The sequence below is a fragment of the Mesorhizobium sp. P2_C4 genome, from assembly GCF_056404575.1.
In genome coordinates this window covers 137,477-161,523 of the sequence record NZ_JBFUDT010000002.1, presented here as the reverse complement: position 1 = coordinate 161,523, position 24,047 = coordinate 137,477, and the positions used below count along the sequence as shown (strand labels likewise).

Below are 24,047 nucleotides of genomic sequence, written 5' to 3'. Positions count from 1 at the left end.
AAGCCGTGCGCAAACAGAGAACTAGCTCAAAAGTTTGAAATCGAGATTCATGTCATGAACGCACAGCTACAGCCGACCGGCTCGGCCTATTTCATCGCCAAGGAAACGGAAAAGCCGGAGAACCACACGCTTTCCGTGCTGGTCGACAACGAGCCGGGCGTGCTGGCCCGGGTCATCGGCCTGTTTTCTGGCCGCGGCTACAACATCGAGAGCCTGACCGTCTCCGAGACCGAGCATGAAAAGCACCTGTCGCGCATCACCATCGTGACGCGCGGCACGCCGCATGTGCTGGAGCAGATCAAGCACCAGCTCGAACGCATCGTGCCGGTGCACCGAGTCGTCGACCTCACCGTGCGCTCGCACGAGCTCGGCCAGGAGCGGCCGCTGGAGCGCGAACTGGCGCTGGTCAAGGTCGCCGGCACCGGCGAAGCCCGTGTCGAAGCGCTCAGACTCGCCGACGCTTTCCGCGCCAGCGTCATCGACGCCAACACCGAGCATTTCATCTTCGAGATTACAGGCAAGGGTTCCAAGATCGACCAGTTCATCGCCATCATGAAGCCGCTCGGCCTGGTCGAAATCTGCCGCACCGGCGTGGCGGCATTGAACCGCGGCGCGCAGGGCATGTAGGCCATAAGCCTCGCGCCTCAGCTGGCCCCGCTGCGGGCCGGCTGTGGCCCTTTGTGCGTCTGGCGTAAAAGGACAATATAGCTGACGTATCTGGGAGGATAGCATGTCCCTCGACGCATTCCTTGCCCTGTTGGTCTACGCGTTCGTGACCTCGATCACGCCGGGGCCGAACAACCTCATGCTGCTGGCCTCGGGCGTCAATTTCGGCATCGTCAGGACGGTGCCGCACATGCTCGGCATCAGCATGGGGTTTCTCGTGCTGTTGCTTGCCGTCGGCTTCGGGCTGGGCGCGGTGCTGACGGCGTTTCCGGTGTTGCATACGGGATTGAAGATCGCCGGCGGCGTCTATCTGCTTTATCTCGCCTGGAAGATCGCCATGTCGCGCTCGCTCAGCAGCAAGGGCGAGGCAGAGGCGCAGCCGATGCGCTTCATCGATGCGGCGGCATTCCAGTGGGTCAATCCGAAGGCGTGGGTGATGGCGATCACCGCCATGGCCGTCTATGCCAATCCCGAGCACCCGTTTCTGTCGGTGGCGCTGGTCGCCATCGCCTTCACCATCGTCAACCTGCCAAGCGTGTCGGTGTGGGCCGGTTTCGGCACGGCGCTGCGCGGATTTCTGTCGGATCCGGTGCGGCTGAAATGGTTCAACATCGCCATGGGTGTGTTGTTGGCGGCGACGCTGTGGCCGATGCTGCGCTAAGGGTGCATTGATTAGAGCCGGAAGATGACGGATGCGGCGATGCAGATCGCCGACTTGAATCTGATTTGCAGCCCCTTGGAAATCCCCCTGATTCAAGACAAAATCATACCGCTCTAGCCTTTTTGGGGGACTCGGATGGAAAGCCACGAGCCGTTTCTACGCGAGGCGATTGCGCTCTCGAAATCCGCAATGGAACGCGGCGACGAACCGTTTGGCTCGCTGCTGGTGAGGGACGGCGAAGTAATCTTGCGCGCCGAAAACAGCGTCTTCACGGGCCACGATATGACGAACCACGCCGAGATGAACCTGGTCAAACTGGCGGCGCAGCACTACGACACTGCTTTTCTCGCTGACTGCACACTCTATACCAGCACGGAGCCGTGCGCGATGTGCGCCGGGGCGATTTACTGGTCGGGTATCGGGCGTATGGTTTTTGCGTGCTCCGAGGCGCGGCTTGGCGAGATCGCTGGAATTGGCTTGAACGTGCCGAGCCGGGCGGTGCTGCAAACCGGCGCGCGCATCGTCACTGTGGTTGGCCCCAACCTCGAAGACGAAGCCGCCGAAGTCCATCAGGGATTCTGGCCAAAGCATCTGGGCAAGGCTTAGAGACCAGCTACCGAGGCCCACGACAGGCGTCGGCCCGGGATCATGAGCCGGCTGCACATCCATTGTGCAGTGCACATTAAATCTTCGTAATGCCGTGTTTTGGCCCTTTTCCGACAAAGGCGCGTCCTATCTATTCGGCGAAATCGCGGCAGGAGCTTGCGAGTTACGCTAGAATGCGACCACCGGGTTCGGCGTGTCGGATAAAGAAGGCATGTTGTCGATGCGTGGAAAGATCGTTCTGGCGGTGGTGGCCGTGGCCTGCCTCGTTGCAGGCTGGCTCTATGTTTCGCCCACCGCCATGGGCAGTCTTCAGCAAATGCTGGCAGGCAAGCAGACGGCGGCCGCGGACAAGCCAGTCGCGGGGGCAAACGCCGCGCGTTCAACCTCGGTGCTTGCCGCCACCGCCTCGACGGCCGATTTCCCGATCCGGCGCTATGCCATCGGATTTGTCTCGTCTCCCGCCGTCGTCAGCATCAACGCCCGGGTCTCCAGCCAGATCGTGTCGATCGCCGTCAAGGACGGGCAGATGGTCAAGGCTGGCGATGTCCTGCTCTCACTGGACGATCGGGCGCTGAAGGCGCAGCTCGCCAAGGACCAGGCTACGCTGGCCAAGGACCAGGCGCTGCTCGCCAGCTCGCAGTCGGATCTTCAGCGCGCCAAGGACCTCGTCGCCAAGCAGGCCGGCACGCAGCAAACCTACGATCAGGCGGTCGCGGCGCAAAAGGCGGCGGCAGCCACGGTCGACGCCGACAAGGCGACGCTCGATGCCGATATGGTGCAGCTCGGCTTTGCCACCATCACGGCGCCGATTTCCGGCCGGCTTGGCGCGGTCAACGTCGCGGTCGGCGATCTCGTCACCACCAGCAACGGCAACAGCAGCACCGCTACGCCGCTGGTCACGATCACCGAAATGGACCCGCTGCAGGTGAACTTCAATCTTCCCGAAAGCGATCTCGCCTTGCTGCACAAGGCGCTGGCGACGCCGCTGGTGGGCGGGGTGACGCTGACCAAGGACGGCAATCCGACGCCGATCGGCAAGGGCACGCTCGACTTCGTCGATTCCAGCGTCGACACCGCCTCCGGCACGATCGCAACGCGGGCGAGCATACCGAATGCCGATCTGTCGCTGTGGCCGGGGCAGTATGTGAATGTCGTGCTCGATGCCGGCACCATGCCGCAGATGACGTCCGTACCGACCGTTGCGGTTCAGCCCAGCCAGAAAGGGCCGTTCGTATATGTGATCAAGGCCGACAGCACGGTGGAGATGCGGCCCGTGCAGGTGGCGCTGACCGAAGGCGGCAACAGCGCCATCAGCCAGGGTCTGAAGAGCGGCGAGCGTGTCGTTGTCGAGGGCCAGACCAGGCTGAAGAATGGCGCCGCTGTCCACGAAGGCAAGGCGACTGCCGCTGATGACCAGGCGGCGCCGAAGGTCGCGGAAGCCGAAAAAGCCGGTGGGGCCGACAAGGCCGGCGGGGCGCGTCCATGATTTCCGAATTCTGCATACGCAGGCCCGTTGCCACGCTGCTGATGTCGTTCGCGCTCGTTCTGGGCGGGCTGTTTGCCTACAAGTTCCTGCCGGTGGCGGCCTTGCCGAGCGCCGAGTTTCCGGTGGTCAATGTCTCGGCGTCGCTGCCGGGCGCCTCGCCGGAAACCATGGCGACCTCGGTGGCAACGCCGCTGATCAAGCAGTTCTCCACCATCGCCGGCATCGATTCGATCTCGACCACCAATTCCCTCGGCTCGACCTCGATCGCCATCCAGTTCGTGCTCGACCGCGACATCGATGCCGCGGCGGCGGACGTGCAGGCGGCGATCGCGCGCACGCAGCGGCAATTGCCGCCGGAGATGACCAGCCCGCCGAGCTATCGCAAGGTCAATCCGGCCGATGCGCCGATCCTTTTGATGTCGCTGGTCAGCGACACGGTTCCGCTGACCGATCTCGATGCCTTCGCCGAGAACGTGATCTCGCCGTCGCTGTCGACGCTCGACGGCGTGGCGCAGGTTTCGATCTTCGGCCAGCAGAAATATGCCGTGCGCATCCAGATCGATCCGACGGCGCTTGCCGCGCGTGGCATCTCGATCGACCAGCTGCAGACGGCCATCGCCTCGGCCAACAGCAACACCCCGCTTGGCGTGCTGCAGAACGATCAGCAGCAGCTGACGATCACGGCCAACACGCAGCTGACCAATGCCGCGGGCTTTTCCAATCTGATCATCGCCACCAAGAACGGCCATCCGGTGCGGCTCGGCGAGGTGACGCGCGTCATCGATTCGGTGCAGACGACAACGACGGCAAGCTGGTATGACGGCACCCGCGCGGTCATCCTGGCCGTGCAGCGCCAGCCCGACGCCAACACCGTCGAGGTGGTCGACCGCGTCAAGGCGATGCTGCCGTCCTTCGAGGAGCAGATGCCGGCGGCGGCCAGCATCAAGCTGCTCAACGACCGCTCGACCTCGATCCGCGCTGCGGTCGATGACGTGCAGTTCACGCTGCTGCTCACCATCGCGCTGGTGGTTATGGTGATCTTCCTGTTCCTGCGCCGGGTGACGGCGACGATCATCCCGGCGGTGGCGGTGCCGATCTCGCTGATCGCCACGCTTGGCGTGATGTTCCTGTCCGGCTTTTCCATCGACAACATCTCGTTGATGGGGCTGACGCTGGCGGTCGGCCTCGTCGTCGACGACGCCATCGTCATGCTGGAAAACATCTTCCGCCACATGGAGGAGGACGGGCTCTCGGCCATGGAAGCGGCGCTGAAGGGCGCGCGCGAAATCGGCTTCACCATCATCTCGATCTCGATCTCGCTGGTGGCGGTGTTCATCCCCGTGCTTTTGATGGGCGGGGTGATCGGACGCATCTTCAACGAGTTCGCGGTGGTGGTGACGGTCGCCATCCTGGCGTCGATGTTCGTGTCGCTGACGCTGACCCCGATGCTGTGCTCGCGGCTGCTGTCGGTGTCGAAGGCCGAGCGCGACGCCGCGCATGGCGAAGGTCGCAAGCATGACTTCGTCACCCGCGCCTATGACTGGCTGCTGACCTTCTGCCTGCGCCATAATTTTCTGGTTTTCCTGGTCTTCATCGGCACGGCGGCAGCGTCGGTCTGGCTGATCCAGATTTCGCCGAAGGGCTTCTTCCCGCAAGAGGATATCGGCCAGATTTCGGTGACGACGATCGCCCGCCAGGACATCTCGTTCGACGCCATGGTGAAGCTGCAGGGGCAGGTGGCGAATGTCTTTTCGCATTCGCCCTATGTCTCGCATGTGGCGTGGTCGGCCGGCAGCGGCGGCAACGCGTTGAACCAGGGCCAGCTCTATGTGCAGCTGAAGGGCAAGGATCAGCGCCCCAATATCGAGAAGGTGCAGGCGGACCTGCGCAAGCAGCTCGCCAATGTGCCGGGCATCGAGGCCTATATGCAGCCGGTGCAGAACTTGCGCCTGGGATCGCGGTCTTCCGCCAGTGCCTATCAGCTCGTCGTGCAGGGCCTCGACACCGGTGCGACCGATATCTGGGCGCAAAAACTGTCGGACGCGATGGCCGCGGACCACACCGCCTTCACCGACGTCACCAACGATCTGCAGAACAACGCGCTGCAAGCGACATTGGTGGTCGACCGCGACAAGGCGGCAACGCTCGGCATCGACACCGATACGCTGCGCTCCAGCCTGTATGGCGGTTTCGGCACCCAGCAGGTCTCGACCATTTTTGGGTCGGCCGACAGCTATCAGGTGGTCATGGAGCTCGATCCGAAGATCGAGTGGTCGCCTGAAAGGATGCTGGCCATCCAGGTGAGGACGGCCAGTGGCAGCCTGGTGCCGCTTGGCGCCTTTGCGCGTGTCGATCGAACCGCCGGCGCGTTGACCGTCAACCAGCTTGGCCAGCTTCCGGCGGTGACCATCTCCTACAATCTGCCGCAGGGCGTGGCGCTTGGCGACAGCGTCACGCATATCAACGCGCTGAAGGACAAGATCGGGCTGCCGACGACGATCTCGACCAGTTTCGCGGGTACGGCCAAGACGTTCCAGGATTCGCTGGCCAACCAGGGGCTGCTGATCGGCGGCGCCATCCTCACCATCTACATCGTGCTCGGCATCCTCTACGAGAGCTTCATCCATCCGCTCACCATCCTGACCGGCCTGCCTTCGGCGGTGCTGGGCGCGCTGGTCGCGCTGCGGCTGGCGGGGATGGACCTGTCGGTGATTGCCGTCATCGGCATCCTGATGCTGATCGGCATCGTCAAGAAGAACGGCATCATGATGATCGATGTCGCGCTGGAGCTGCGACGAGATGGAATGCCGCCGATCGACTCTATCCACAAAGCCTGCATCATGCGTTTCCGGCCGATCATGATGACGACTTTGGCCGCGCTGATGGGCACCATCCCGATCGCGCTAGGCACCGGCGCCAGCGCCGAACTGCGCCAGCCGCTCGGCGTGGCAGTGGTCGGCGGTCTCGTCGCCTCGCAGGCGCTGACCCTGTTCGTGACGCCGGTCATCTATGTCTACATGGAACGCTTCTCCGGCTGGCTGCTTGGCCTGTGGACGCGGCGCCAGGGCGGCGAGCCGCTTCCGGTCGAGGCCGTCGACCAGCCTTCGCTGTTCGACGCCAAGGAAGAGCCATTGGACGAACCGCAAAGGGCCGCCGCCGAATAGCGACGGTCCTGGACCAAGCCGTCGTGCTTGCGGCCTTGCGCCCGCGACCGTAATTTGCGGCCATGGCACACGATCATGACCACGACAACGAACTCGACCCCTTTGCCGCGCGGGTGCGCGCGCTGGAAACGATCCTCACCCAGAAGGGGCTGATCGATCCGGCGGCGATCGACGTCATCGTCGACACCTACGAGACGAAAATCGGCCCCCGCAACGGCGCCAGGGTGGTGGCCAAGGCGTGGGTCGACGCCGACTTCGCCGCCTGGCTGAAGCGCGATGCGACGGCGGCGATCGAATCGCTGAGCTATACCGGCCGGCAAGGCGAGCACATGCAGGCGGTGTTCAACAGCGATGAGACCCACAATCTCGTCGTCTGCACGCTGTGCTCCTGCTATCCGTGGTCGGTGCTCGGCCTGCCGCCGGTCTGGTACAAGGCGCCGCCCTATCGCTCGCGCGCGGTGATCGATCCGCGCGGCGTGCTCGAGGAATTCGGGCTGACATTGCCGGCGGCGAAAAAGATCCGCGTCTGGGATTCGACTGCCGAGCTGCGCTATCTCGTGGTGCCGATGCGGCCCGAGGGTACCGAAGGCTGGAGCGAGGAGCGGCTGGCCGATCTGGTGACCCGCGACGCGATGATCGGCACGGCGCTGGCGCGAGAGCCGGCATGAACGGCCCGCACGATCTCGGCGGGCAGATGGGTTTTGGGCCAGTCGCGCCTGAAACGGACGAACCCTATTTCCATGCCGCATGGCAGAGGCGGGCGCTTGGCGTGACGCTCACTGCCGGCGCCATGGGCGCCTGGAACATCGATGAGAGCCGGCATGCCAGGGAATCGCTGCATCCGGCCGTCTATTATGCCTCCAGCTATTACCAGATCTGGATCAAGGCGCTGGAGGTGCTGCTCAAGCGGCATGGCTTCATCAGTGAGCGCGATCTCGCAGCTGGCAAGGCGGTCGATCCCGCCGCGACACCCAAACGGGTGCTGAAGGCGGAAAACGTGCCGGCGGTGCTGGCCAAGGGCGGGCCGTGCGACCGGCCGGTTGCGACGCCGGCGCGATTCAAAGCTGGGCAGCCCGTGCGCACCAAGAACTTCAATCCGACCGGCCACACGCGGCTGCCGCGCTATGCGCGCGGCAAGCAAGGCGTCATCGAGGCCGTGCGCGACGGTTTTGTCTTTCCCGACAGCAATGCGCGCGGGCAGGGCGAAAATCCGCAATGGGTCTATACGGTGGTCTTTGATGGTTCGGAAATCTGGGGCGAGGGGGCCGACCCGACGCTGACCGTCTCGATCGATGCCTGGGAGAGCTATCTTGAGCCGGCATGAGGTGAACTCAACCGCTGCCGGTTTGCCTGGAGGCGTGGATGCGCCGGTCTTCGCCGAGCCATGGCAAGCGGAGGCTTTCGCCATGACAATAGCGCTGCACGACAAAGGCCTGTTTTCGTGGACCGAGTGGGCGGACGCCTTGTCCGCCGAGGTCAAGCAGCTGGGCGCCGCGGCAGACGGCCACGATTACTACGAGCACTGGCTGGCGGCGCTGGAAACACTGCTGGCGGCCAAAGGCGTCGCCGGCAAGGGTGACGTCGACACACTTGCCGCCGCCTGGGAGCGCGCCGCGCATGCGACGCCGCATGGCAAGCCGATCCTGCTGGAGAACGACCCCGGGCCGACCGAAGGTCATGCCCAAGTCGACCGAAGATCGTAGCGGTCCGGCCGGACAGGTCGTCGCGGCTCGATTGTTTGTTCCCTTTACGTTCTCATCTGCGCCTGATAGCCTGACTTTGAGGCGCTGCGGTCGTCTCCGATAATATCTATGGTGGCAGGCGACTTGTCTTTCCCTTGCGAATCCGGTCTCTCGCGCTGATGGAATTCTCTCCCCAACAGGATGAGGCGCTGCAGGCGGTTGCCCGCTGGCTCAAGGTCGGCCAGCCGCAACTGTTCCGGCTGTTCGGCTATGCCGGCACCGGCAAGACGACCTTGGCGCGCTATTTTGCCGAGCATGTCGACGGCCAGGTGCAGTTTGCCGCCTTCACAGGTAAGGCGGCGCAGGTGCTGCGTTCCAAGGGCGCGGTCAATGCCCGCACCATCCATTCGCTGATCTACAGGCCCAAGGGCGAGGAATCTGTGTCGGACGAGGTTACCGGCAAGACCTCGATGACGCCGACCTTTTCGCTCAACCGGCAAAGCCCGATCTCGCGCGCCAAACTGGTCGTCATCGATGAATGCTCGATGGTCGACGAGCAGCTTGGCCGCGACCTGATGAGTTTCGGCACGCCGATCCTCGTGCTCGGCGATCCCGGCCAGTTGCCGCCGATCTCCGGCGGCGGCTTCTTCACCGACCATGAGCCGGACATTCTGCTCACCGAAATCCACCGCCAGGCGCGCGACAACCCGATCCTGCGATTGGCGCTCGACGTGCGCGAGGGCCGCGAGTTCATGCGCGGCGACTATGGCACCGCGCAAGTGATCGGCAAGGAAGACGTCACCCAGGAGCTGGTGCTGAAGGCGGACCAGGTGCTGGTCGGCACCAACCGCACGCGCCGTCGCTACAATCAGCGCCTGCGCGAACTGAAGGGCTTCAACGCCGACTATCCGCAGGCCGGCGACAAGTTGGTCTGCCTGCGCAACGATCCGGCCAAGGGGCTGCTCAACGGCTCGCTGTGGAAGGTGATGACCTCGTCGCGCGAGACGGTGAAGCCCGGCATCAATTTGCTGGTGTCGCCGGAAGAGGACGATCCGGACCGCGGCGTTGCCAAGATCAAGCTGCTCAAGTCGGCGTTCGAGGATCCGGACGCCGATATTCCCTGGCAACAGAAGAAGCGGTTTGACGATTTCGACTATGGCTATGCGCTGACCGTGCACAAGGCGCAGGGCTCGCAATGGAACGAGATCGTGCTTTTCGACGAAAGCTGGGCGTTCAAGGAAACCCGCCAGCGCTGGCTCTACACCGCCATCACCCGCGCCGCCGAGCGGCTGACCATCGTCAGGTAGCGGACGCGACGCCCAGAAAATTCATGGCTGTCCTCAGCTTGCAGGGCACATACCCGACTGGAACACCCGAAACCCCCTGTCTGTTCCCATCAAAGGCAGTATAGATGCGCTGCTAAAAGAACCGGACCCGAAGCCATGCCCGCAAAGCTTTCCGTCAATCTCAATGCCATCGCCATGCTGCGCAACCGGCGCGACCTGCCATGGCCGAGCGTGATCGGGCTCGGGCGCCTCGCACTTGCCGCCGGCGCGCATGGGCTGACGGTGCATCCGCGCCCCGACGAGCGGCACACGCGGCACTCCGACCTGCCGGAGATCAGGGCGCTGATCGACGACGAATTCCCCAAGGCGGAGTTCAACATCGAGGGTTATCCGAACGAAGATTTTCTGGCGCTGGTGGAAAGGCACCAGCCCGAACAGGTGACGCTGGTGCCAGACGATCCGGCGCAGGCGACCTCCGACCATGGCTGGAACTTTGTCGCCGAGGCTGCGTTCCTCACGCCCATCGTCAAACGCTTGAAAAAGGCGGGTATTCGCGTGTCGCTGTTTTCCGACTCGCATCCCGAAGGCATAACGGCGGCGCGTGATACCGGCGCCGACCGGATCGAGCTCTACACGGGTCCCTATGGCAGCTGCCATTCCGATTCCGCCAGGGCGGCCAAGGAGCTGGAAAAATTGGGAAAAACCGCTGACGCAGCGCTTGCCGTCGGGCTCCAGGTCAATGCCGGGCACGATCTGGTGGTGAACAACTTGCCGGCACTGGCAAAGCGCATCCCGGCCTTGGCCGAAGTGTCAATCGGGCATGGGTTGACAGCCGATGCGTTGGAGTATGGCATGGCCGGCACGGTGGGGCGGTTTCTGAAAGCCTGCGGGTGGTAGAGGGAGAAACCCTGGCGTTACGGTATGACAGCCATTACGTGAGGGCACTTGATATTGCATCGCAGCAAGCGTAGAGCACCGCGCGCTTATCGGAGTGTCGTCCATGGCCCTTACCAATACTGGTAGTGAGGCAGAACCCGTCGAACAATCGAGCCATCCAGAGATCGAACAGCATAGCACCAAGGTGTTGATGCTGGGCGCGCTCGGCGTGGTCTATGGCGATATCGGCACCAGCCCGATCTATGCGTTCCGCGAGGCATTGCATGCTTCGGCCGGCGGCAATGTCGCCGAACGAGGCGATATCCTCGGCGTGCTGTCGCTGATCATCTGGTCGTTGACGATCATCGTCACCATCAAATACATCATGTTCGTGCTCAGGGCCGACAACCGCGGCGAGGGCGGCGTGCTGTCGCTGATGGCGCTGGCGCGCGGCAGTTTCCCGACACGCTCGGCGTTGATCCTCGGCATCGGCATGGTCGGCGCGTCGCTGTTTTACGGCGACGCCGTCATCACGCCGGCGATCTCGGTGCTTTCGGCGGTCGAAGGCATGAATGTCGTCACCCCTGCGTTCCAGCCTTATGTGGTGCCGCTGACACTGCTGATCCTCGCCATAGTGTTCGCGGTGCAGCGTTTCGGCACCGGCGGCGTGGCGCTGGTCTTCGGCCCGGTCACGGCGGTCTGGTTCCTGGCCATCGGCCTGTCCGGCCTCAACCACATCATCGGCGATCCTGAAATCCTGCTGGCCATCAGCCCGCATTACATCGTGGCGTTCCTGATCCATTCGCCCGACGTCGCTTTCGTCACCATCGGCGCCATCTTCCTGGCCGTCACCGGCGCCGAGGCGCTGTATGCCGATCTCGGCCATTTCGGGCGCAAGCCGATCGTGCTTGCCTGGCTGTCGATCGTGTTTCCCTGCCTGCTGCTCAACTATGTCGGCCAAGGCGCCTTCGTGCTGGCCAACGGCGGCGTCGTCGGCCATCCGTTCTTCGAGATGAACGAAGGCTGGACGCTGATCCCGATGGTGGTGCTGGCGACCGCCGCCACCGTCATCGCCAGCCAGGCGGTGATTTCGGGCGCTTTCTCGCTGACCCGGCAGGCGGTGCAGCTCAATATGCTGCCGCGCCTGGAAATCCTGCACACGTCGGAAAAGCAGTCCGGCCAGATCTACATGCCGCGCGTCAACCTTTTGCTGGCGCTGGTGGTGATGCTGCTGGTGGTCGGCTTCGGCGAATCCAGCAAACTGGCCTCGGCCTACGGCATCTCGGTGACCGGCAACATGCTGGTGACGACGGTGCTGCTCTATGTCGTGATGTCGCGGATCTGGAAATGGCCGTCCTGGCTGTCCATCAGCCTGACGGCGTTGTTCGCCTTCATCGATGTCGGCTTCTTTGCCTCCAACATCGTCAAGGTGTTCGAAGGCGGCTGGGCTTCGCTTGCAGTGGCCTTCACCATCGTTCTCGCCATGGCGACCTGGGTGCGCGGCAGCCGCTATCTGTTCGACAAAACGCGCAGGAACGAGATCCCGCTCGATTTCCTCGCCGGCAATCTGCTGAAGAAGAAGCCGCAGCTAGTGTCCGGCACGGCCGTGTTCCTGACCAGCGACCCGCAAAGCGCGCCGACCGCATTGATGCACAGCCTGAAGCACTACAAGGTGCTGCATGAGCAGAACGTCATCCTTTCGGTGGTCACGGCGCCGCAGCCCGTGGTGCCCGACAGCGACCGCGTCAAGATGGAGACGGTCAACGAGCTGTTCATGCGGGTGACGCTGACCTTCGGCTATATGGAACAGCCCAACATTCCGCGCGCGCTGGCGATCTGCCGCAAGCAGGGCTGGAAGTTCGACATCATGACGACGTCGTTCTTCCTGTCGCGGCGCTCGCTGAAAGCGTCGCCGAATTCCGGCATGCCGGTGTGGCAAGACAGGCTGTTCATCGGCCTGGCGCGCACGGCGGCCGATGCGACGGAGTATTTCCAGATCCCGACCGGACGTGTGGTCGAGATCGGAACGCAGGTGGCGATCTGAGGGTCTCGAACAAATAGTTTTTGAGGGGGCGGGCATGAGCGGCGAATTGGTGCTTGTTACCGGTGGCTCCGGCTTCCTCGGCGCTCACTGCATCCTGGCTCTGCTGAATGCGGGCTACCGCGTGCGCACGACGGTGCGCTCAGCCAAGCGCGAAGCCGATGTTCTCGCCATGTTGAAGGTCGGCGGTACCGAGCCCGGCGAAGCGCTTTCATTCGCCTATGCCGATCTGACGACCGACACGGGTTGGCCGGAAGCCGTCGCCGGATGCGACTACATCCTTCATGTCGCTTCGCCGTTCCCGCCCGATATGCCCAGGCATGAAGACGATCTGATCATCCCGGCTCGCGAAGGGGCAATGCGCGTGCTGCGGGCCGCAGGCGATGCCGGCGTCAAGCGCGTCGTGCTCACCTCGTCCTTCGCCGCCGTCGGCTATGGCCAGGCGCCGGTTGCCGGCCGTCCGTTCACTGAGGAGAACTGGACCAATCTGGCGGAAAAGGTGAGCGCCTATGTGAAGTCGAAGACCTTGGCCGAACGCGCAGCCTGGGATTTCATTGCCGGTCAAGGCGGCGCCTTGGAGCTGGCGGTCGTCAATCCGGTCGGGATCTTCGGACCGGTCCTGGGACCGGATCATTCGACCTCCACGGAGTTCATAGGACGCTTGATGGACGGCGCAATGCCGGGTCTGCCGCGCATGCTGTTCGGCGTGGTCGACGTCCGGGACGTGGCGGACCTGCATGTGCGTGCCATGACCAATCCGCTGGCCAAGGGCGAGCGGTTCCTGGCCATCAGCGGCGATTTCATGACGATGCTGGAGATTGCACAAACGCTGAAGGCCCGGCTGGGCAATGCGGCGTCGCGCGTTCCGACGCGGGTGCTGCCGGATTGGCTGGTGAGGATCGTCGGACTATTCGACGGGCAAGCAGCCCAGATCGTGACGGAACTGGGCAAGGCGAGGAACGCGACGGGGGCCAAGGCCATGCGGATGCTCGGCTGGGCGCCGCGCTCGCGGGAAGAGGCCATCGTTGCAACCGGCGAAAGCCTGATCCGACTGGGGTTGACCAAGACATCGAAATAGTGGTGCGGGGAGCCGAACTTCGGCACCCCGCAGCGCAGGCTTCAGCCGGCCAAGGCGACCTTGTTGGCCTCGAGGAACTGCTTCAGCGTTTGCGGCTTCCTGCCGGACAACGTCTCAACCGCGTCCGTCACCAAGTCGATGCGGCCTGAGCGCGTGTTGGTGTCGAAGGAAACGATGACGCTGGCGAACTCCTCGGGAACGCCGGCCGCTTTCACGCCTTCGATCAGGGCCTCTTCGGGCAGTTGGATGACTTCCAGCTTCTTGCCGGTGACTTCGCTGACCAGGGCGGCGATCTCGGCCGTCGTGTAGGCTTGTGGGCCGGTCAGCGTGTAGGTCTTGCTGTCGGTCGAGCCGGAAGCCAGGCCGGCGGCGATGGCTGCTGCCATGTCGTCGCGCGCGCCATGGGCGACGCGGCCGTCGCCTGCGGACGTGTACCATTGTCCCGAGGCAATGGCGTGCGGCAGCGCCAGAAACAGGTTCTCCTGGTACCAGCCGTTGCGGAAGATCGTATGGGCTATGCCGCTGGCCTTGATCGCCTGCTCGGTGCCGTAGTGGTCGCCGGCAAACAGCACCGGTGAACCCGGCTCCGGATTGGGCATCGAGGTGTAGAGCAGATGGGAAACGCCCGCCTGCTTCGCAGCGGCCACAGCCGTCTCATGCTGCTTCAGACGCCTGCCGGTTTTGATGTCGAGATCGCCGGTCGAAATGATCAGCACCCTGTCAGCGCCCTTGAATGCGCTTTCCAGCGAGGCTGCGTCGTTGAAGTCGGCGGCCCTGACAACGACGCCGCGCGCCGCCAGATCGGTGAGGCTTTCGGGATTGCGGGTGGTGGCGATGATGTTCGCCGGCGCAACCTTGTGCGTGTCCAGGAGATGATTGATGACGCCGCGGCCGAGCTGGCCGGCGGCGCCGGTGACGAGAAGGGTTTCGGTCATTGGGAGATCCTGTCGTTGCGCCGAAGCGGCGAGTGCCTATATGCCAGTCTCAAAAAGAGACCAGCACTAAAATAGGAATTGACCGACCCCCGTAAAGAAGGCAGTTTTACGGGAGGTAGGCACAGGCAAGGAACCAGGCGTGGACAGCAGCATCGTCAATCTGAAGTCGAAACTCGAGATCTACAAGGCGCAGAGCGGCGGCGGAAATCTTGCCGATTGTCCGGTGCGCGATGTGATCCAGGGTATCAGCAGCCGATGGAGTTCGCTGTTGATGATGGCGCTTGCCGAAAAAACCTATCGCTTCGGCGAGTTGCGCCGCCTGGTGCCCGATATCTCACAGCGCATGCTCACCCAGACGCTGCACGATCTGCAGCGCGACGGCTATGTGCATCGCCAGGTGTTCCCAACCAAACCGCCAAGCGTCGAATACAGCCTCACCGATCTCGGGCGCTCGATGTTCGGCGCCTTGCATCAGCTGATCCAGTGGGCCGAGCTCAACCACGATGCAGTGCGCAACGCACGGGCTGTTTTTGATACCGACCAAGCGTGAAAGTCCAGACCGCAACTTGATTTGGCGACACCGCTGAAGGATTGTCCGGGTGGGGCAAGACTCGGCGGGCAATGGGCATTTCTCTCGACATCGCGATTGCCGGCGCCGGGCCGGCCGGATTGGCCGCCGCGCTCTATCTGCAGCGCGCCGGGCACCGGATCACCGTCTTCGAGCGCTTCGAGGAGCCGAAGCCGGTCGGTTCCGGGCTGATCCTGCAGCCGACAGGGCTGACGGTGCTTGCCGATCTCGGCCTGCTCGACGACATCCTGGCGCTGGGCAGCCGCATCGATCGGCTCCATGGCGCGGACGCCAGTACCGGCCGCACCGTGCTCGACGTTCGCTACGATGCGCAGCGTGGCCGCCGTTTCGGGCTGGCGGTGCATCGGGCGGCCCTGTTCGGTGTGCTTTTCCGTGCCGCCCTGCGCGAAGCGATCACCATCGAAACCGGGGTCGAGATCGAGATGCTGGAAACCGGTGAGCGGGCAACGCTGATCTGCGGCAATGGGCGAAGGGCAGGGCCGTTCGACCTCGTCGTCGATGCCAGCGGCTCGCGCTCGAGACTGCGGCAGCGCGTGAAAGGCTCGGGTGAGCCGCGACCGCTCATCTATGGCGCGTTCTGGGCCTCGCTCGGTTGGCGGGGCGAGGGTTTTGATGAGCACGCGCTGCTGCAGCGCTACGACAGAGCCAGCGTGATGGTTGGTGTGCTGCCGATCGGCCGGCCGGAGCCGGGTGCTGAAAAGATGGCGGCCTTCTTCTGGAGTCTCAAGCCGGCGGACGTCGATGACGTGCGCGCCCGCGGCCTGGACGCCTGGACGGAAAGGGTGGTCCGGCTGTGGCCTGAAAGCGAGGCTTTCACCAGCCAGATCGACAGTTTCGACCAGCTTTCGCTGGCGCGCTACGGCCATCACACGATGAAGCTGCCGGCCGGCCGGCGATTGGCGGTCATCGGCGACGCGGCACATTCGACCAGCCCGCAACTGGGGCAAGGCGCCAACATGGCGCTGCTCGACGCCGCCGCGCTCAGCCATGCGCTTGCACGGCACAACAGTGTCGATGCCGCTCTGGAGGCCTATGTAAGGGCGCGGCGCTGGCATGTGCGCATCTTCCAGGCGCTGTCGCTGGCCTTCACGCCATTTTATCAGTCGGACTCCGTGGCGCTGCCCTTCATCCGCGACAGGCTGGTGGCGACCATCGCAAAAATCCCGCCGGCGCCACAGTTGCTCGCCTCGATGGTGGCCGGAACCGTGATCGATCCGTTCAGGCGGATCGGGCTCGTTGAAGCGCGGTGGCCGGATCGTTTCGGCGAATGAGGGCCGACAGCTGCGAGCCTTTGGCCAGCAGGAAGGCATCAAGGCGCTGCGGATAGTCGGGGGCGACGGCGTTCTTCACGGACTGGCGTTCGGCCAATGCCTTGCGCCAGGCCTGGACAAGCGGCTTGCCGCTCAGGATGCCGAAATCGCCGATGCGGTCGAAGGCGTCGAAATAGCGGAAGACCGGGCCATAGACCGCATCGACGAGTGAAAAGTGCTCGCCGGCGAACCATGGCCCTGACCGATCGATACCATCCGCCAGTTCGGCTTCAAGACGATCGAACATCGCCGACAGCGCTTCGCTTTCGGCAAGCAGAGATCCTTGCGTCGGCGCCGAATAGAAGCGGCCGATGGCGTTCAGGGTTGCCGAGCCGAATTCGACCCAGGCGCGGTGCCGGGCGCGGGCATAGGGGTCGGCAGGGTGGAGCGGGTTGGCCTGTGTTTCCTCGAGGAATTCGAGGATAACAGCCGATTCGAAAATCACCGTTTCGTCGCCGTCATGCCGGACGATCAGCAGCGGCACCTTGCCGAGCGGCGACATCGCCTTGAACCAGGCCGGCTTGTTGGCCAGATCGATGGTGATGCGTTCGAACGGCACGCCCTTCTCGGCCAGTGAAATCGCGGCGCGCTGCACATAGGGGCAAAGATGATGGCTGACGAGGATGAGCTTGTCGGTCATCTCATTCTCCCCAGACATAGTTCAAGGCGCCGTCCTCGACGCGGGTGGAGAGGAACATCAGCCGGGAGGTTTTGGGCGCCGGGCCTTCGAGGCGGTCGCCGCTTTCCATATCGAACGAGGCACCGTGCCACTGGCAGACGAGCTTGCCGTCCTTGCAGTCGAGCGGCCCGCCGAAGTGCAGACAGACATTGGCGGCGGCGCGGATGCGGTCGCCGCTGCGATAGACATGCACCTCGCGGCCGAAGAACGGCGCGATCAGGCTGCCTGTTTGCGGGATGTCGGCGAGTTTGCAGATTTCGTGTTTCATCGGAATTGCCCTTCGAGTTAATGCAATTGCATCTATATAGATGCATATGCATCGATCGTCAAGCTTGATGCAATTGCATCTATCGACTAGGATACTGCGATGACAGAAAAAGCCATGCCTTCGCCCGCGGCCGTCAAGGGCTGGGCCCGCCTCATGCGGGTTTCACGCCAGCTAGTGGAAAGCGCTGAAGAGGCGCTGAAGGCCGGCGGCCTGCCGCCGCTTGCCTGGTACGACGTGCTGCATGAGCTTGCCGAGGCGGGCGAGGGTGGGCTGCGGCCGTTCCAGCTGATCGAGCGCACCTTGTTTGCGCAGTACAACATCTCGCGGCTATTGGCGCGGCTCGAGGCCGACGGGCTGGTCGAGAAGCTCAGGGTTGCCGATGACGGCCGCGGCCAGACCATTCGCATCACCGCCAAGGGCCGCGAGACGCGTCGTAAGATGTGGACTGTCTACGGAAAGTCGATCACTGAGCTGGTCGGCGCCAGGCTTTCACAGGATGAACTCGACACCTTGTCGGGCTTGCTTGGACGGCTGCGCCTTCCACCCGCAGGCGACTGAGCCAAGGCCCGAACGGGCATTGTGCGCCTGGCATCGACGATTTTTTCCTTATCGGCTCTTGCGTGGATCGTCGGATTGCGCAATATGCCGAACCGTAACGTACGGTACGCCTCTGGGCGAGACCTCCAGACATCATCGGGCAGGAAGAAGTTTTGTTGCAGGCAAGCGCCGACATCGACAGCAGCGAAGCGCTGACAGAACGGCAGCAGGCCGTGCTGGACGCGGCGTTGCGCCTGCTGGTCGAGGAGGGCGATCATTTGACCATGACCGCCGTGGCGCGGCGGGCAAGCTGTTCCAAGGAAACGCTCTACAAATGGTTTGGCGACCGCGACGGGCTGTTGACGGCGACCGTGCAGTGGCAGGCCTCGAAAGTGCGCGTGGCACAGGTCGACCGCAAGGGTCTCGATCTCGCCTCGCTGACGGCGAGCCTCGAGCGCTTCGCCTGCGACTGGCTCAAGGTGATTTCGAGCGACACCTCGATCGCGCTCAACCGCGTGGCGGTTGGTCATGCCGGTTCCGGCAAGGACGATCTCGGCGCCATCGTGCTGGAGAATGGCCGCTTCGCGCTGGCCAGGCGGCTGAAGCCGGTGCTGGAGGCCGGCAAGCAAGCCGGGGTGCTCGACTTTACGGATGCCGAAACGGCGTTCCGGACTTTTTTCGGGCTGGTCGCCCGCGATGTGCAGATCCGTCTGCTGCTCGGCGACCGGCTGGAATCGACTGACGCGGCAATCGGCGGCGATGCCGCCCGGGCGACGCAGCAGTTTCTCGCTCTCTACGGAGCAAAAACCGGGCCGCAAGGCCTCTGATCTTCAAACGGGAAGGAAGCAAAAGATGCGTGTTTATTACGATCGCGACGCCGATCTCAACCTGATCAAGGGCAAGAAGGTCGCCATCATCGGCTATGGCAGCCAGGGCCGGGCGCATGCGCTCAACCTCAAGGATTCCGGCGCCAAGGAGATCGCCATCGGCCTCAAGGCCGGCTCGGCGACCGCCAAGAAGGTCGAGGCCGACGGTCTCAAGGTGATGAGCGTGGCGGAAGCCGCCAAATGGGCCGACCTGATGATGATGGCGACGCCTGACGAATTGCAGGCCGACATCTACAAAAACGAGATCGCGCCGAACATTCGTGACGGCGCGGCGATCGCCTTCGCCCACGGCCTCAACGTGCATTTCGGCCTGATCGAGCCGAAGTCGACCGTCGACGTCGTCATGATCGCGCCGAAAGGCCCTGGCCATACGGTGCGCGGCGAATACCAGAAGGGCGGCGGCGTGCCGTGCCTGGTCGCCGTCAACCAGGACGCCTCGGGCAACGCGCTCGACCTCGCTCTGTCCTACGCCTGCGGCGTCGGCGGCGGCCGTTCGGGCATCATCGAGACCAATTTCCGCGAGGAGTGCGAAACCGATCTGTTCGGTGAGCAGGTGGTGCTGTGCGGTGGCCTGGTCGAGCTGATCCGTGCCGGTTTCGAGACGCTGGTGGAAGCCGGCTACGCGCCGGAGATGGCCTATTTCGAGTGCCTGCACGAGGTCAAGCTGATCGTCGACCTGATCTATGAAGGCGGCATCGCCAACATGAACTACTCGATCTCGAACACCGCCGAATGGGGCGAGTATGTCTCGGGTCCGCGCATCATCACCGCCGACACCAAGGCCGAGATGAAGCGCGTGCTGAAGGACATCCAGACCGGCAAGTTCACTTCGGAATGGATGCAGGAATACCGCGCCGGCATGTCGCGCTTCAAGGGCATCCGCCGCAACAATGACAGCCACCAGATCGAGGAAGTCGGCGCCAAGCTGCGCGCGATGATGCCGTGGATTTCCAAGAACAAGCTGGTCGACAAGGCCAAGAATTAATTCGCGATTTTACGATCGTATGGAAAAGCCGGCGGAGCGATCCGCCGGCTTTTTTCGCGTCCTGGTTGTGCCATTCCGGTACAAATGTACTGGCACGAAACTCGCAACGTCGCTCTCAAGGACAATGGGACCGAAACGATGAACATAACAGTCGGCGGCAAGGCGTTTTTCGACGAGCGCCGTTCAGAACAGCGGCGACGTGCGCTCAAGGGCGCCACGCTGCGCTTCAACAGAGGCTTTGGCACGATGGAAGGCGTCGTGCGCAATGAGTCCGAAAATGGGACGCTGCTGAGCTTCGGCGATGCAACCGGCGTGCCCTCCGGGTTCGAGTTGGCGGTCAACGGTGCCGAACGGATTCGTGCGGCGCGCGTGTGCTGGCGCTCGATGACGCTTGTCGGCGTCGAATTCGTCGACTAGAGCCTGTTCCATCCCGATGGCATCGGGATGGGGCTCTATCTCTTTGTTTGAGTATGATCTCTGGACAAAACGGTTCCCGTTTTTGTCCGAGAAAACCGGTCCCCACTTTTCGGGATCATGCTCTGGGCGCGATCTCTCCAAGGTTTTTTGAACAGACGCGTCGTTCTCACCATCCGTGCTATGCGTGTGCAGGGTAGGACCAATCGACATCACGATTGGTCCTGGGCAGGCAGTGCCAGGGGGTGAGTGTTGGATATCAAGTTTTTGCTGATCGGGTTCGCATGCCTGGTTGCCGGTGGGCTCAGCCTTGTGACGTTGTTGAAGTGGCGCGAGGTGCAGGCGGTCAGCCGATGGTTGCCGACGCCGGGCAAGATCATCTCGTCACGGGTAGAGGCGCGCGAGGTGACCAGTTCGGGATCCGGCTCGGACAGCAGGGGTTCGACCGAGATCCGCAATTTTCCGGCGATCACCTTCCAGTACAAGGTGGGCGGCAAGTCATTTCAAAGTTCGCATTACAGCGTGCAGGAGAATCTCGGAAATTTCGAGGTGCCTGAAACCCTCGCGCGGTTTCCCAAGGGGGCCGCAGTTACCGTTTTTTACAACCCACGCGACCCGGCCAAGGCCGTGATCGAGCGCACCATGCCTGAAGGCGCGTTCAAGTTCATGGCCACGCTCTCGGCAGGGCTGGTGGTTGGCGCGCTTGTGCTGGTCTTCTCCGTTGGCGGTGCGCTGGATGCGATCGGGCCGCATTTGCCCAAGCCGCAGAATCTTGGCGCCGCGGTGCTGTTGCTTGTTATGGGATTGTTCATCCTGCGCATGGGCTTTGCCCAGAAGTCGCTGGCCGAACAGGCGGCCAAATGGCCTGTCACTGCGGGACGCATCGACACGTCCGGCCTGCAGGAATTTCAAACTCGCAGCAGCAGTTACCGCTCCTGGCGCACGGTCTTCAAATCTCGCATCGTCTACAGCTATAGCGTCGCCGGCCAGCGCTACAGCGCCGATCGCGTCGCCTTCGGTGCAACACTGACGGCCACGCTGCCAAGCCTCGTCGGCGGCCATTCGAAGCGCTACATCGAGGGCAGCAAGGTCGACGTGCACTATGATCCCTCAAATCCCGCCGCCGCCGTGCTCGAATGCAAGGTATGGGGTCTCTGGATTCTCTGGGTCTGCGCTGCCGGCTTCCTTGGCGGAGCAGCACTGCTCGTCGGGTTTATCTAGGATCGACTGTCTTCAGCATCGGACCAGCGGTCCGCTGTCGAAGCCAGGCCAGGTCAACCGCAGCATCGCCCCGTCGGTAACGATATGAATGACACGGGAGAACGGCTCTTCGGCCGATGGATCGGAGCCGTAGCACTGGCTCGCCCGCACCAGCCAGCCTGTGGCGTCCTTGCGGAATTTCGCCTTTTCGCAGCCGAGATCGGGAGCCGAAAGGGCTTTCCGGTACAGAGTGTAGACGGTCTGGCGCTGGACATCGGCGGCAGCTGTGCAGTTCAGTCTATCGCGGGACCAGGTGCCGACATAGGGCTCGGCGCCGAGGGCAGGGCCGCTGAGAAATGCGCCTATCGAGATCATCACCATCAGACGCTGCATCGCCGGATTTTCTTTCCCTTTGGCCACGACCCTGGTCGGATGCTACACGCTTGATGCTTCACGGGGGAAATCAATGATCATCCGCAAGACAGGCGTCATCGTTCTGAGCATGCTCAGCCTGTTGCAGGTCGCGAATGCAAAAGAATGTCTGTTGAGCCACGCTACCTATCGCGAACCGCGCTCGGGGGCGACCATGCAGTTCCGGCCCATCGCCAACGAGCCGGCGGCATTGACCACCGAGGTGTTCTCTCTGACGGTGCCCAATACCGATATTCGTTTACCTTCCGACATCACCTGGACCAATGGCAAGAATTCTTTTCCGCTGGGCACGATCCGCCATCCCTGCACGGACGATGACCGTGACGCCGGCCGCGAGGATGGCAGCGGACTCTGCCGGGTGTGGGAAGGGCAGGTCTATACCTTGAACGCAGGGGGCGCCGAGCAATTGAACGCCCACGACGCGTCGCCGGCGCCGACCGGGCTGTTGTTGCCCGACTTCGGTGCGACCTTTGTCGAATGGCCCGACTTTGCCAATGCCAATCCCGACAGCGCGGCCTGGGATGCCTTCACTTTGACTGGATGCAGCGATGAATAGAAGCATGAGATTGTTCGCCCGGATTTTTGCCCTGCTGGCGCTTGTGGCCATGTCTGGCGGGGCGCATGCCGCCAAAGGCAAGCCATCGCGCCCGCCTGTCGACAAATGCGCCTGGGAGAGGCTGGCGGACCAGGGCGTCGGGCTTGCCGCCTGGGTGCAGCGCTGCGATTTCGGCTTTCGCCAGATCCATTTCGAGTTTGTCGGCACGGCACTAGCCATCAAATACAGCGATGGCGGCGCGGCCGATCCGCTGGTCGAGGTCTTCGACGTCCGGCCCAGCGAAACCGCAAAGGCTGCATTGCAGCGCATATTCCAGGAAAAGACCGACAAGGCTATCGCCAACCACTGCGAGCTCATTCGCTACACTGAAGGGACCACGCCCGCGGGCGTCACCCGGTACACTTTCAGCCCCAACGCCGCCTATGCCAAGGAGTTGAAGGCGCTCGCCAATCCCGATGAGGTTGGCGAGCCGCCTTGCGGCGAATGGGGTGAAGCCCCCGACGGCATCCAGTATTTCGAGCTGCAATCATCCGAACCCAGCAGACTGCTGTTTGTTCGCGTCGGCCAGGACGAACCCTTGTTTGACGAGCAGACGCTGAAAATCCTGCCGCCGGGCTAAAAGCGCGTTCTCCGGCTGCAACGACCGCGCTTCCCGGGCGCTCAGCCGTAATGCCAGTGAGGTTTTGGCTCGGTGCCGGCGAACACCACCCCGATGCGGTCGTCGCGGCGCCAGCGGACCACGGCCTTGTAGCCGATGCCGTCGGTTGGCACGTAGAGCAGGAATTCGTCCGGCACGCGCGCGTCTATCGCCACTTTCAGCTCGGCGCCGCCGGCATGCATGTTGCGCACCGTGCACTTGACCTCGGAATTGGTCAGACCGGTCAGGATCGTCGCGCCCTTGAGGACGCGCTGCCTGCGTTTGTCTCTGTGTTCGTCGTCGGCCATCGCACAAAAATCCCGGGCGATCGTCGCATGGGGAGCGGTTTGATCGACAGATCGATAGACCTGCCGGATAAACATAGCGTTAGCGTCGATGATGCTGCGCGGATTTTCTGGTGCCTGTTGACGAAAACGGCGCCGCGATGCGCGGCGCCGTAGGGAGTTCGCCAGGCTGCCTGCTCAGCTATAGGGCGACCAGCACTGCTGGCGCGGGCCGTTGTAAGGCTGGAAGCTGTTGTCCCAGGCGCGATACGACCGGTAGCGATCGTAGCACCACTGAACATGGGCGCTTGAAAGCCGCTGCGTCCGATAGTGGCGGCGCGGTGCCGGCTCAACATACTGATAGTTGTTGTAGTACTGGTAGGCAGGTATTCCGAGGCCGAGGCCGAAATAGATCGAGGAATCGTTGAAATGACGGCGATGGTGGTGGCGCCGCCAGCGCCAGTCGTCGTTGCCGTTGTCCCAGTTGCCATTGTCCCAATCGTTCGACCGGGTGAAACGGCGCTCGCCAAAATTGTTGGACCACCGACGGCCATCGTGACGGCGCCAGCGCCAATCCTCCTCGATTTGGCTGTTGGGGCCGTTGCCGGCCCACTCGTCGCGGACAGGTGTGATTTCCGGCGCCGCGGCATTGGCCGGGACCGATAGATCGGGTTGCAGGATAGGCCCGGCCAGGGATGGGGCCGTCAGGCTCGCCAAAAGACCGAGGGTCATTACCCCGGACCGGACAGAAGACAAAAAGAGCGAGTTCATCGCACTCTCCTAGAGAT

27 protein-coding genes are annotated in these 24,047 nt (G+C 63.1%); 21 read left to right on the top strand and 6 right to left on the bottom strand.

The window, feature by feature from the left end; all coding sequences use genetic code 11:
• The first annotated feature begins 54 nt into the window (after window positions 1-54).
• The 12 genes from ilvN (at window position 55) to AC1DX6_RS07150 (ending at window position 13,546) form a co-directional block, all read left to right on the top strand.
• Entirely contained in the window at window positions 55-627 is a 573-nt protein-coding gene (gene ilvN, locus AC1DX6_RS07205) for an acetolactate synthase small subunit (protein WP_477244780.1), read from the top strand.
• Window positions 628-730: 103 nt separating this feature from the next.
• On the top strand, window positions 731-1,327 hold the full coding sequence (locus AC1DX6_RS07200) for a LysE family translocator (RefSeq protein WP_477312049.1): 597 nt from the start codon (window positions 731-733) through the stop codon (window positions 1,325-1,327).
• 135 nt (window positions 1,328-1,462) lie between these two features.
• Window positions 1,463-1,933 carry a nucleoside deaminase gene (locus tag AC1DX6_RS07195; protein ID WP_477312048.1) on the top strand — a complete coding sequence of 157 codons (471 nt, stop codon included), beginning with the start codon at window positions 1,463-1,465 and terminating at the stop codon, window positions 1,931-1,933.
• A gap of 220 nt (window positions 1,934-2,153) precedes the next feature.
• Window positions 2,154-3,419: an efflux RND transporter periplasmic adaptor subunit gene (locus tag AC1DX6_RS07190; RefSeq protein ID WP_477312047.1), complete on the top strand. Its 1,266-nt coding sequence runs from the start codon at window positions 2,154-2,156 to the stop codon at window positions 3,417-3,419.
• Entirely contained in the window at window positions 3,416-6,583 is a 3,168-nt protein-coding gene (locus tag AC1DX6_RS07185; RefSeq protein WP_477312046.1) for an efflux RND transporter permease subunit, read from the top strand. Before AC1DX6_RS07190 ends, AC1DX6_RS07185 begins: the two co-directional genes overlap by 4 nt.
• 62 nt (window positions 6,584-6,645) lie before the next feature.
• Window positions 6,646-7,251 (top strand): nitrile hydratase subunit alpha, encoded by a 606-nt coding sequence (gene nthA / locus AC1DX6_RS07180; protein WP_477312045.1) that lies wholly within the window; start codon window positions 6,646-6,648, stop codon window positions 7,249-7,251.
• The gene (gene nthB, locus AC1DX6_RS07175) at window positions 7,248-7,907 is read left to right on the top strand and encodes a nitrile hydratase subunit beta (RefSeq protein ID WP_477312044.1); all 660 of its coding nucleotides are present in this window, start codon (window positions 7,248-7,250) and stop codon (window positions 7,905-7,907) included. Before nthA ends, nthB begins: the two co-directional genes overlap by 4 nt.
• Window positions 7,876-8,286, top strand: a complete 411-nt coding sequence (locus AC1DX6_RS07170; protein ID WP_477312043.1) for a nitrile hydratase accessory protein — start codon at window positions 7,876-7,878, stop codon at window positions 8,284-8,286. The genes nthB and AC1DX6_RS07170 overlap by 32 nt, the downstream gene beginning before the upstream one ends.
• 158 nt (window positions 8,287-8,444) lie before the next feature.
• The gene (locus AC1DX6_RS07165; protein ID WP_477313627.1) at window positions 8,445-9,572 is read left to right on the top strand and encodes an ATP-dependent DNA helicase; all 1,128 of its coding nucleotides are present in this window, start codon (window positions 8,445-8,447) and stop codon (window positions 9,570-9,572) included.
• Between the two features lie 135 nt (window positions 9,573-9,707).
• Window positions 9,708-10,448: a pyridoxine 5'-phosphate synthase gene (locus AC1DX6_RS07160; protein ID WP_477312042.1), complete on the top strand. Its 741-nt coding sequence runs from the start codon at window positions 9,708-9,710 to the stop codon at window positions 10,446-10,448.
• A 103-nt stretch (window positions 10,449-10,551) separates the two neighbouring features.
• Window positions 10,552-12,471 (top strand): potassium transporter Kup, encoded by a 1,920-nt coding sequence (locus AC1DX6_RS07155; protein WP_477312041.1) that lies wholly within the window; start codon window positions 10,552-10,554, stop codon window positions 12,469-12,471.
• Between the two features lie 34 nt (window positions 12,472-12,505).
• On the top strand, window positions 12,506-13,546 hold the full coding sequence (locus AC1DX6_RS07150; protein WP_477312040.1) for an SDR family oxidoreductase: 1,041 nt from the start codon (window positions 12,506-12,508) through the stop codon (window positions 13,544-13,546).
• A 41-nt stretch (window positions 13,547-13,587) separates the two neighbouring features.
• Here the strand turns inward: AC1DX6_RS07150 and AC1DX6_RS07145 are convergent, their stop codons facing one another.
• Complete coding sequence (locus AC1DX6_RS07145; RefSeq protein WP_477312039.1) at window positions 13,588-14,481, bottom strand: SDR family oxidoreductase; 894 nt, start codon at window positions 14,479-14,481, stop codon at window positions 13,588-13,590.
• Between the two features lie 139 nt (window positions 14,482-14,620).
• Here AC1DX6_RS07145 and AC1DX6_RS07140 point away from each other — a divergent pair, with 139 nt between their 5' ends.
• Together AC1DX6_RS07140 and AC1DX6_RS07135 are read left to right on the top strand one after the other, a co-directional pair.
• Window positions 14,621-15,031 (top strand): winged helix-turn-helix transcriptional regulator, encoded by a 411-nt coding sequence (locus tag AC1DX6_RS07140; RefSeq protein ID WP_477312038.1) that lies wholly within the window; start codon window positions 14,621-14,623, stop codon window positions 15,029-15,031.
• A 71-nt stretch (window positions 15,032-15,102) separates the two neighbouring features.
• A complete protein-coding gene (locus AC1DX6_RS07135; RefSeq protein ID WP_477312037.1) occupies window positions 15,103-16,341 on the top strand; it encodes an FAD-dependent oxidoreductase in 1,239 nt (412 codons plus the stop codon).
• On the opposite strand, the gene AC1DX6_RS07130 is transcribed toward AC1DX6_RS07135, so the two are convergent.
• Window positions 16,289-17,020, bottom strand: coding sequence for a glutathione S-transferase family protein (locus AC1DX6_RS07130; RefSeq protein ID WP_477312036.1), 732 nt, complete (start codon window positions 17,018-17,020; stop codon window positions 16,289-16,291). The genes AC1DX6_RS07135 and AC1DX6_RS07130 overlap by 53 nt on opposite strands.
• 1 nt (window position 17,021) lies before the next feature.
• Window positions 17,022-17,327 (bottom strand): Rieske (2Fe-2S) protein, encoded by a 306-nt coding sequence (locus AC1DX6_RS07125; RefSeq protein ID WP_477312035.1) that lies wholly within the window; start codon window positions 17,325-17,327, stop codon window positions 17,022-17,024.
• 99 nt (window positions 17,328-17,426) lie between these two features.
• Here AC1DX6_RS07125 and AC1DX6_RS07120 point away from each other — a divergent pair, with 99 nt between their 5' ends.
• The 5 genes from AC1DX6_RS07120 to AC1DX6_RS07100 all read left to right on the top strand — a co-directional run bounded on the left by AC1DX6_RS07120 (window position 17,427) and on the right by AC1DX6_RS07100 (window position 21,371).
• On the top strand, window positions 17,427-17,885 hold the full coding sequence (locus AC1DX6_RS07120) for a MarR family winged helix-turn-helix transcriptional regulator (protein WP_477312034.1): 459 nt from the start codon (window positions 17,427-17,429) through the stop codon (window positions 17,883-17,885).
• 155 nt (window positions 17,886-18,040) lie between these two features.
• The gene (locus tag AC1DX6_RS07115; protein ID WP_477313625.1) at window positions 18,041-18,691 is read left to right on the top strand and encodes a TetR/AcrR family transcriptional regulator; all 651 of its coding nucleotides are present in this window, start codon (window positions 18,041-18,043) and stop codon (window positions 18,689-18,691) included.
• A 25-nt stretch (window positions 18,692-18,716) separates the two neighbouring features.
• Complete coding sequence (gene ilvC / locus AC1DX6_RS07110; RefSeq protein WP_477312033.1) at window positions 18,717-19,736, top strand: ketol-acid reductoisomerase; 1,020 nt, start codon at window positions 18,717-18,719, stop codon at window positions 19,734-19,736.
• A 138-nt stretch (window positions 19,737-19,874) separates the two neighbouring features.
• Window positions 19,875-20,153 carry a hypothetical protein gene (locus AC1DX6_RS07105; RefSeq protein WP_477312032.1) on the top strand — a complete coding sequence of 93 codons (279 nt, stop codon included), beginning with the start codon at window positions 19,875-19,877 and terminating at the stop codon, window positions 20,151-20,153.
• Between the two features lie 249 nt (window positions 20,154-20,402).
• Window positions 20,403-21,371 (top strand): DUF3592 domain-containing protein, encoded by a 969-nt coding sequence (locus tag AC1DX6_RS07100; protein ID WP_477312031.1) that lies wholly within the window; start codon window positions 20,403-20,405, stop codon window positions 21,369-21,371.
• Between the two features lie 12 nt (window positions 21,372-21,383).
• Here AC1DX6_RS07100 and AC1DX6_RS07095 read toward each other — a convergent pair whose 3' ends face one another.
• Window positions 21,384-21,743 (bottom strand): hypothetical protein, encoded by a 360-nt coding sequence (locus AC1DX6_RS07095; RefSeq protein ID WP_477312030.1) that lies wholly within the window; start codon window positions 21,741-21,743, stop codon window positions 21,384-21,386.
• Window positions 21,744-21,816: 73 nt separating this feature from the next.
• Between AC1DX6_RS07095 and AC1DX6_RS07090 the strand changes: the two genes are divergently transcribed.
• Window positions 21,817-22,338 (top strand): hypothetical protein, encoded by a 522-nt coding sequence (locus tag AC1DX6_RS07090; RefSeq protein WP_477312029.1) that lies wholly within the window; start codon window positions 21,817-21,819, stop codon window positions 22,336-22,338.
• A 4-nt stretch (window positions 22,339-22,342) separates the two neighbouring features.
• Window positions 22,343-22,957, top strand: a complete 615-nt coding sequence (locus AC1DX6_RS07085; RefSeq protein WP_477312028.1) for a hypothetical protein — start codon at window positions 22,343-22,345, stop codon at window positions 22,955-22,957.
• Window positions 22,958-22,998: 41 nt separating this feature from the next.
• On the opposite strand, the gene AC1DX6_RS07080 is transcribed toward AC1DX6_RS07085, so the two are convergent.
• Together AC1DX6_RS07080 and AC1DX6_RS07075 are read right to left on the bottom strand one after the other, a co-directional pair.
• On the bottom strand, window positions 22,999-23,283 hold the full coding sequence (locus AC1DX6_RS07080; protein WP_477312027.1) for a PilZ domain-containing protein: 285 nt from the start codon (window positions 23,281-23,283) through the stop codon (window positions 22,999-23,001).
• Between the two features lie 174 nt (window positions 23,284-23,457).
• Window positions 23,458-24,030 (bottom strand): BA14K family protein, encoded by a 573-nt coding sequence (locus AC1DX6_RS07075; RefSeq protein WP_477312026.1) that lies wholly within the window; start codon window positions 24,028-24,030, stop codon window positions 23,458-23,460.
• Window positions 24,031-24,047: the final 17 nt, after the last annotated feature.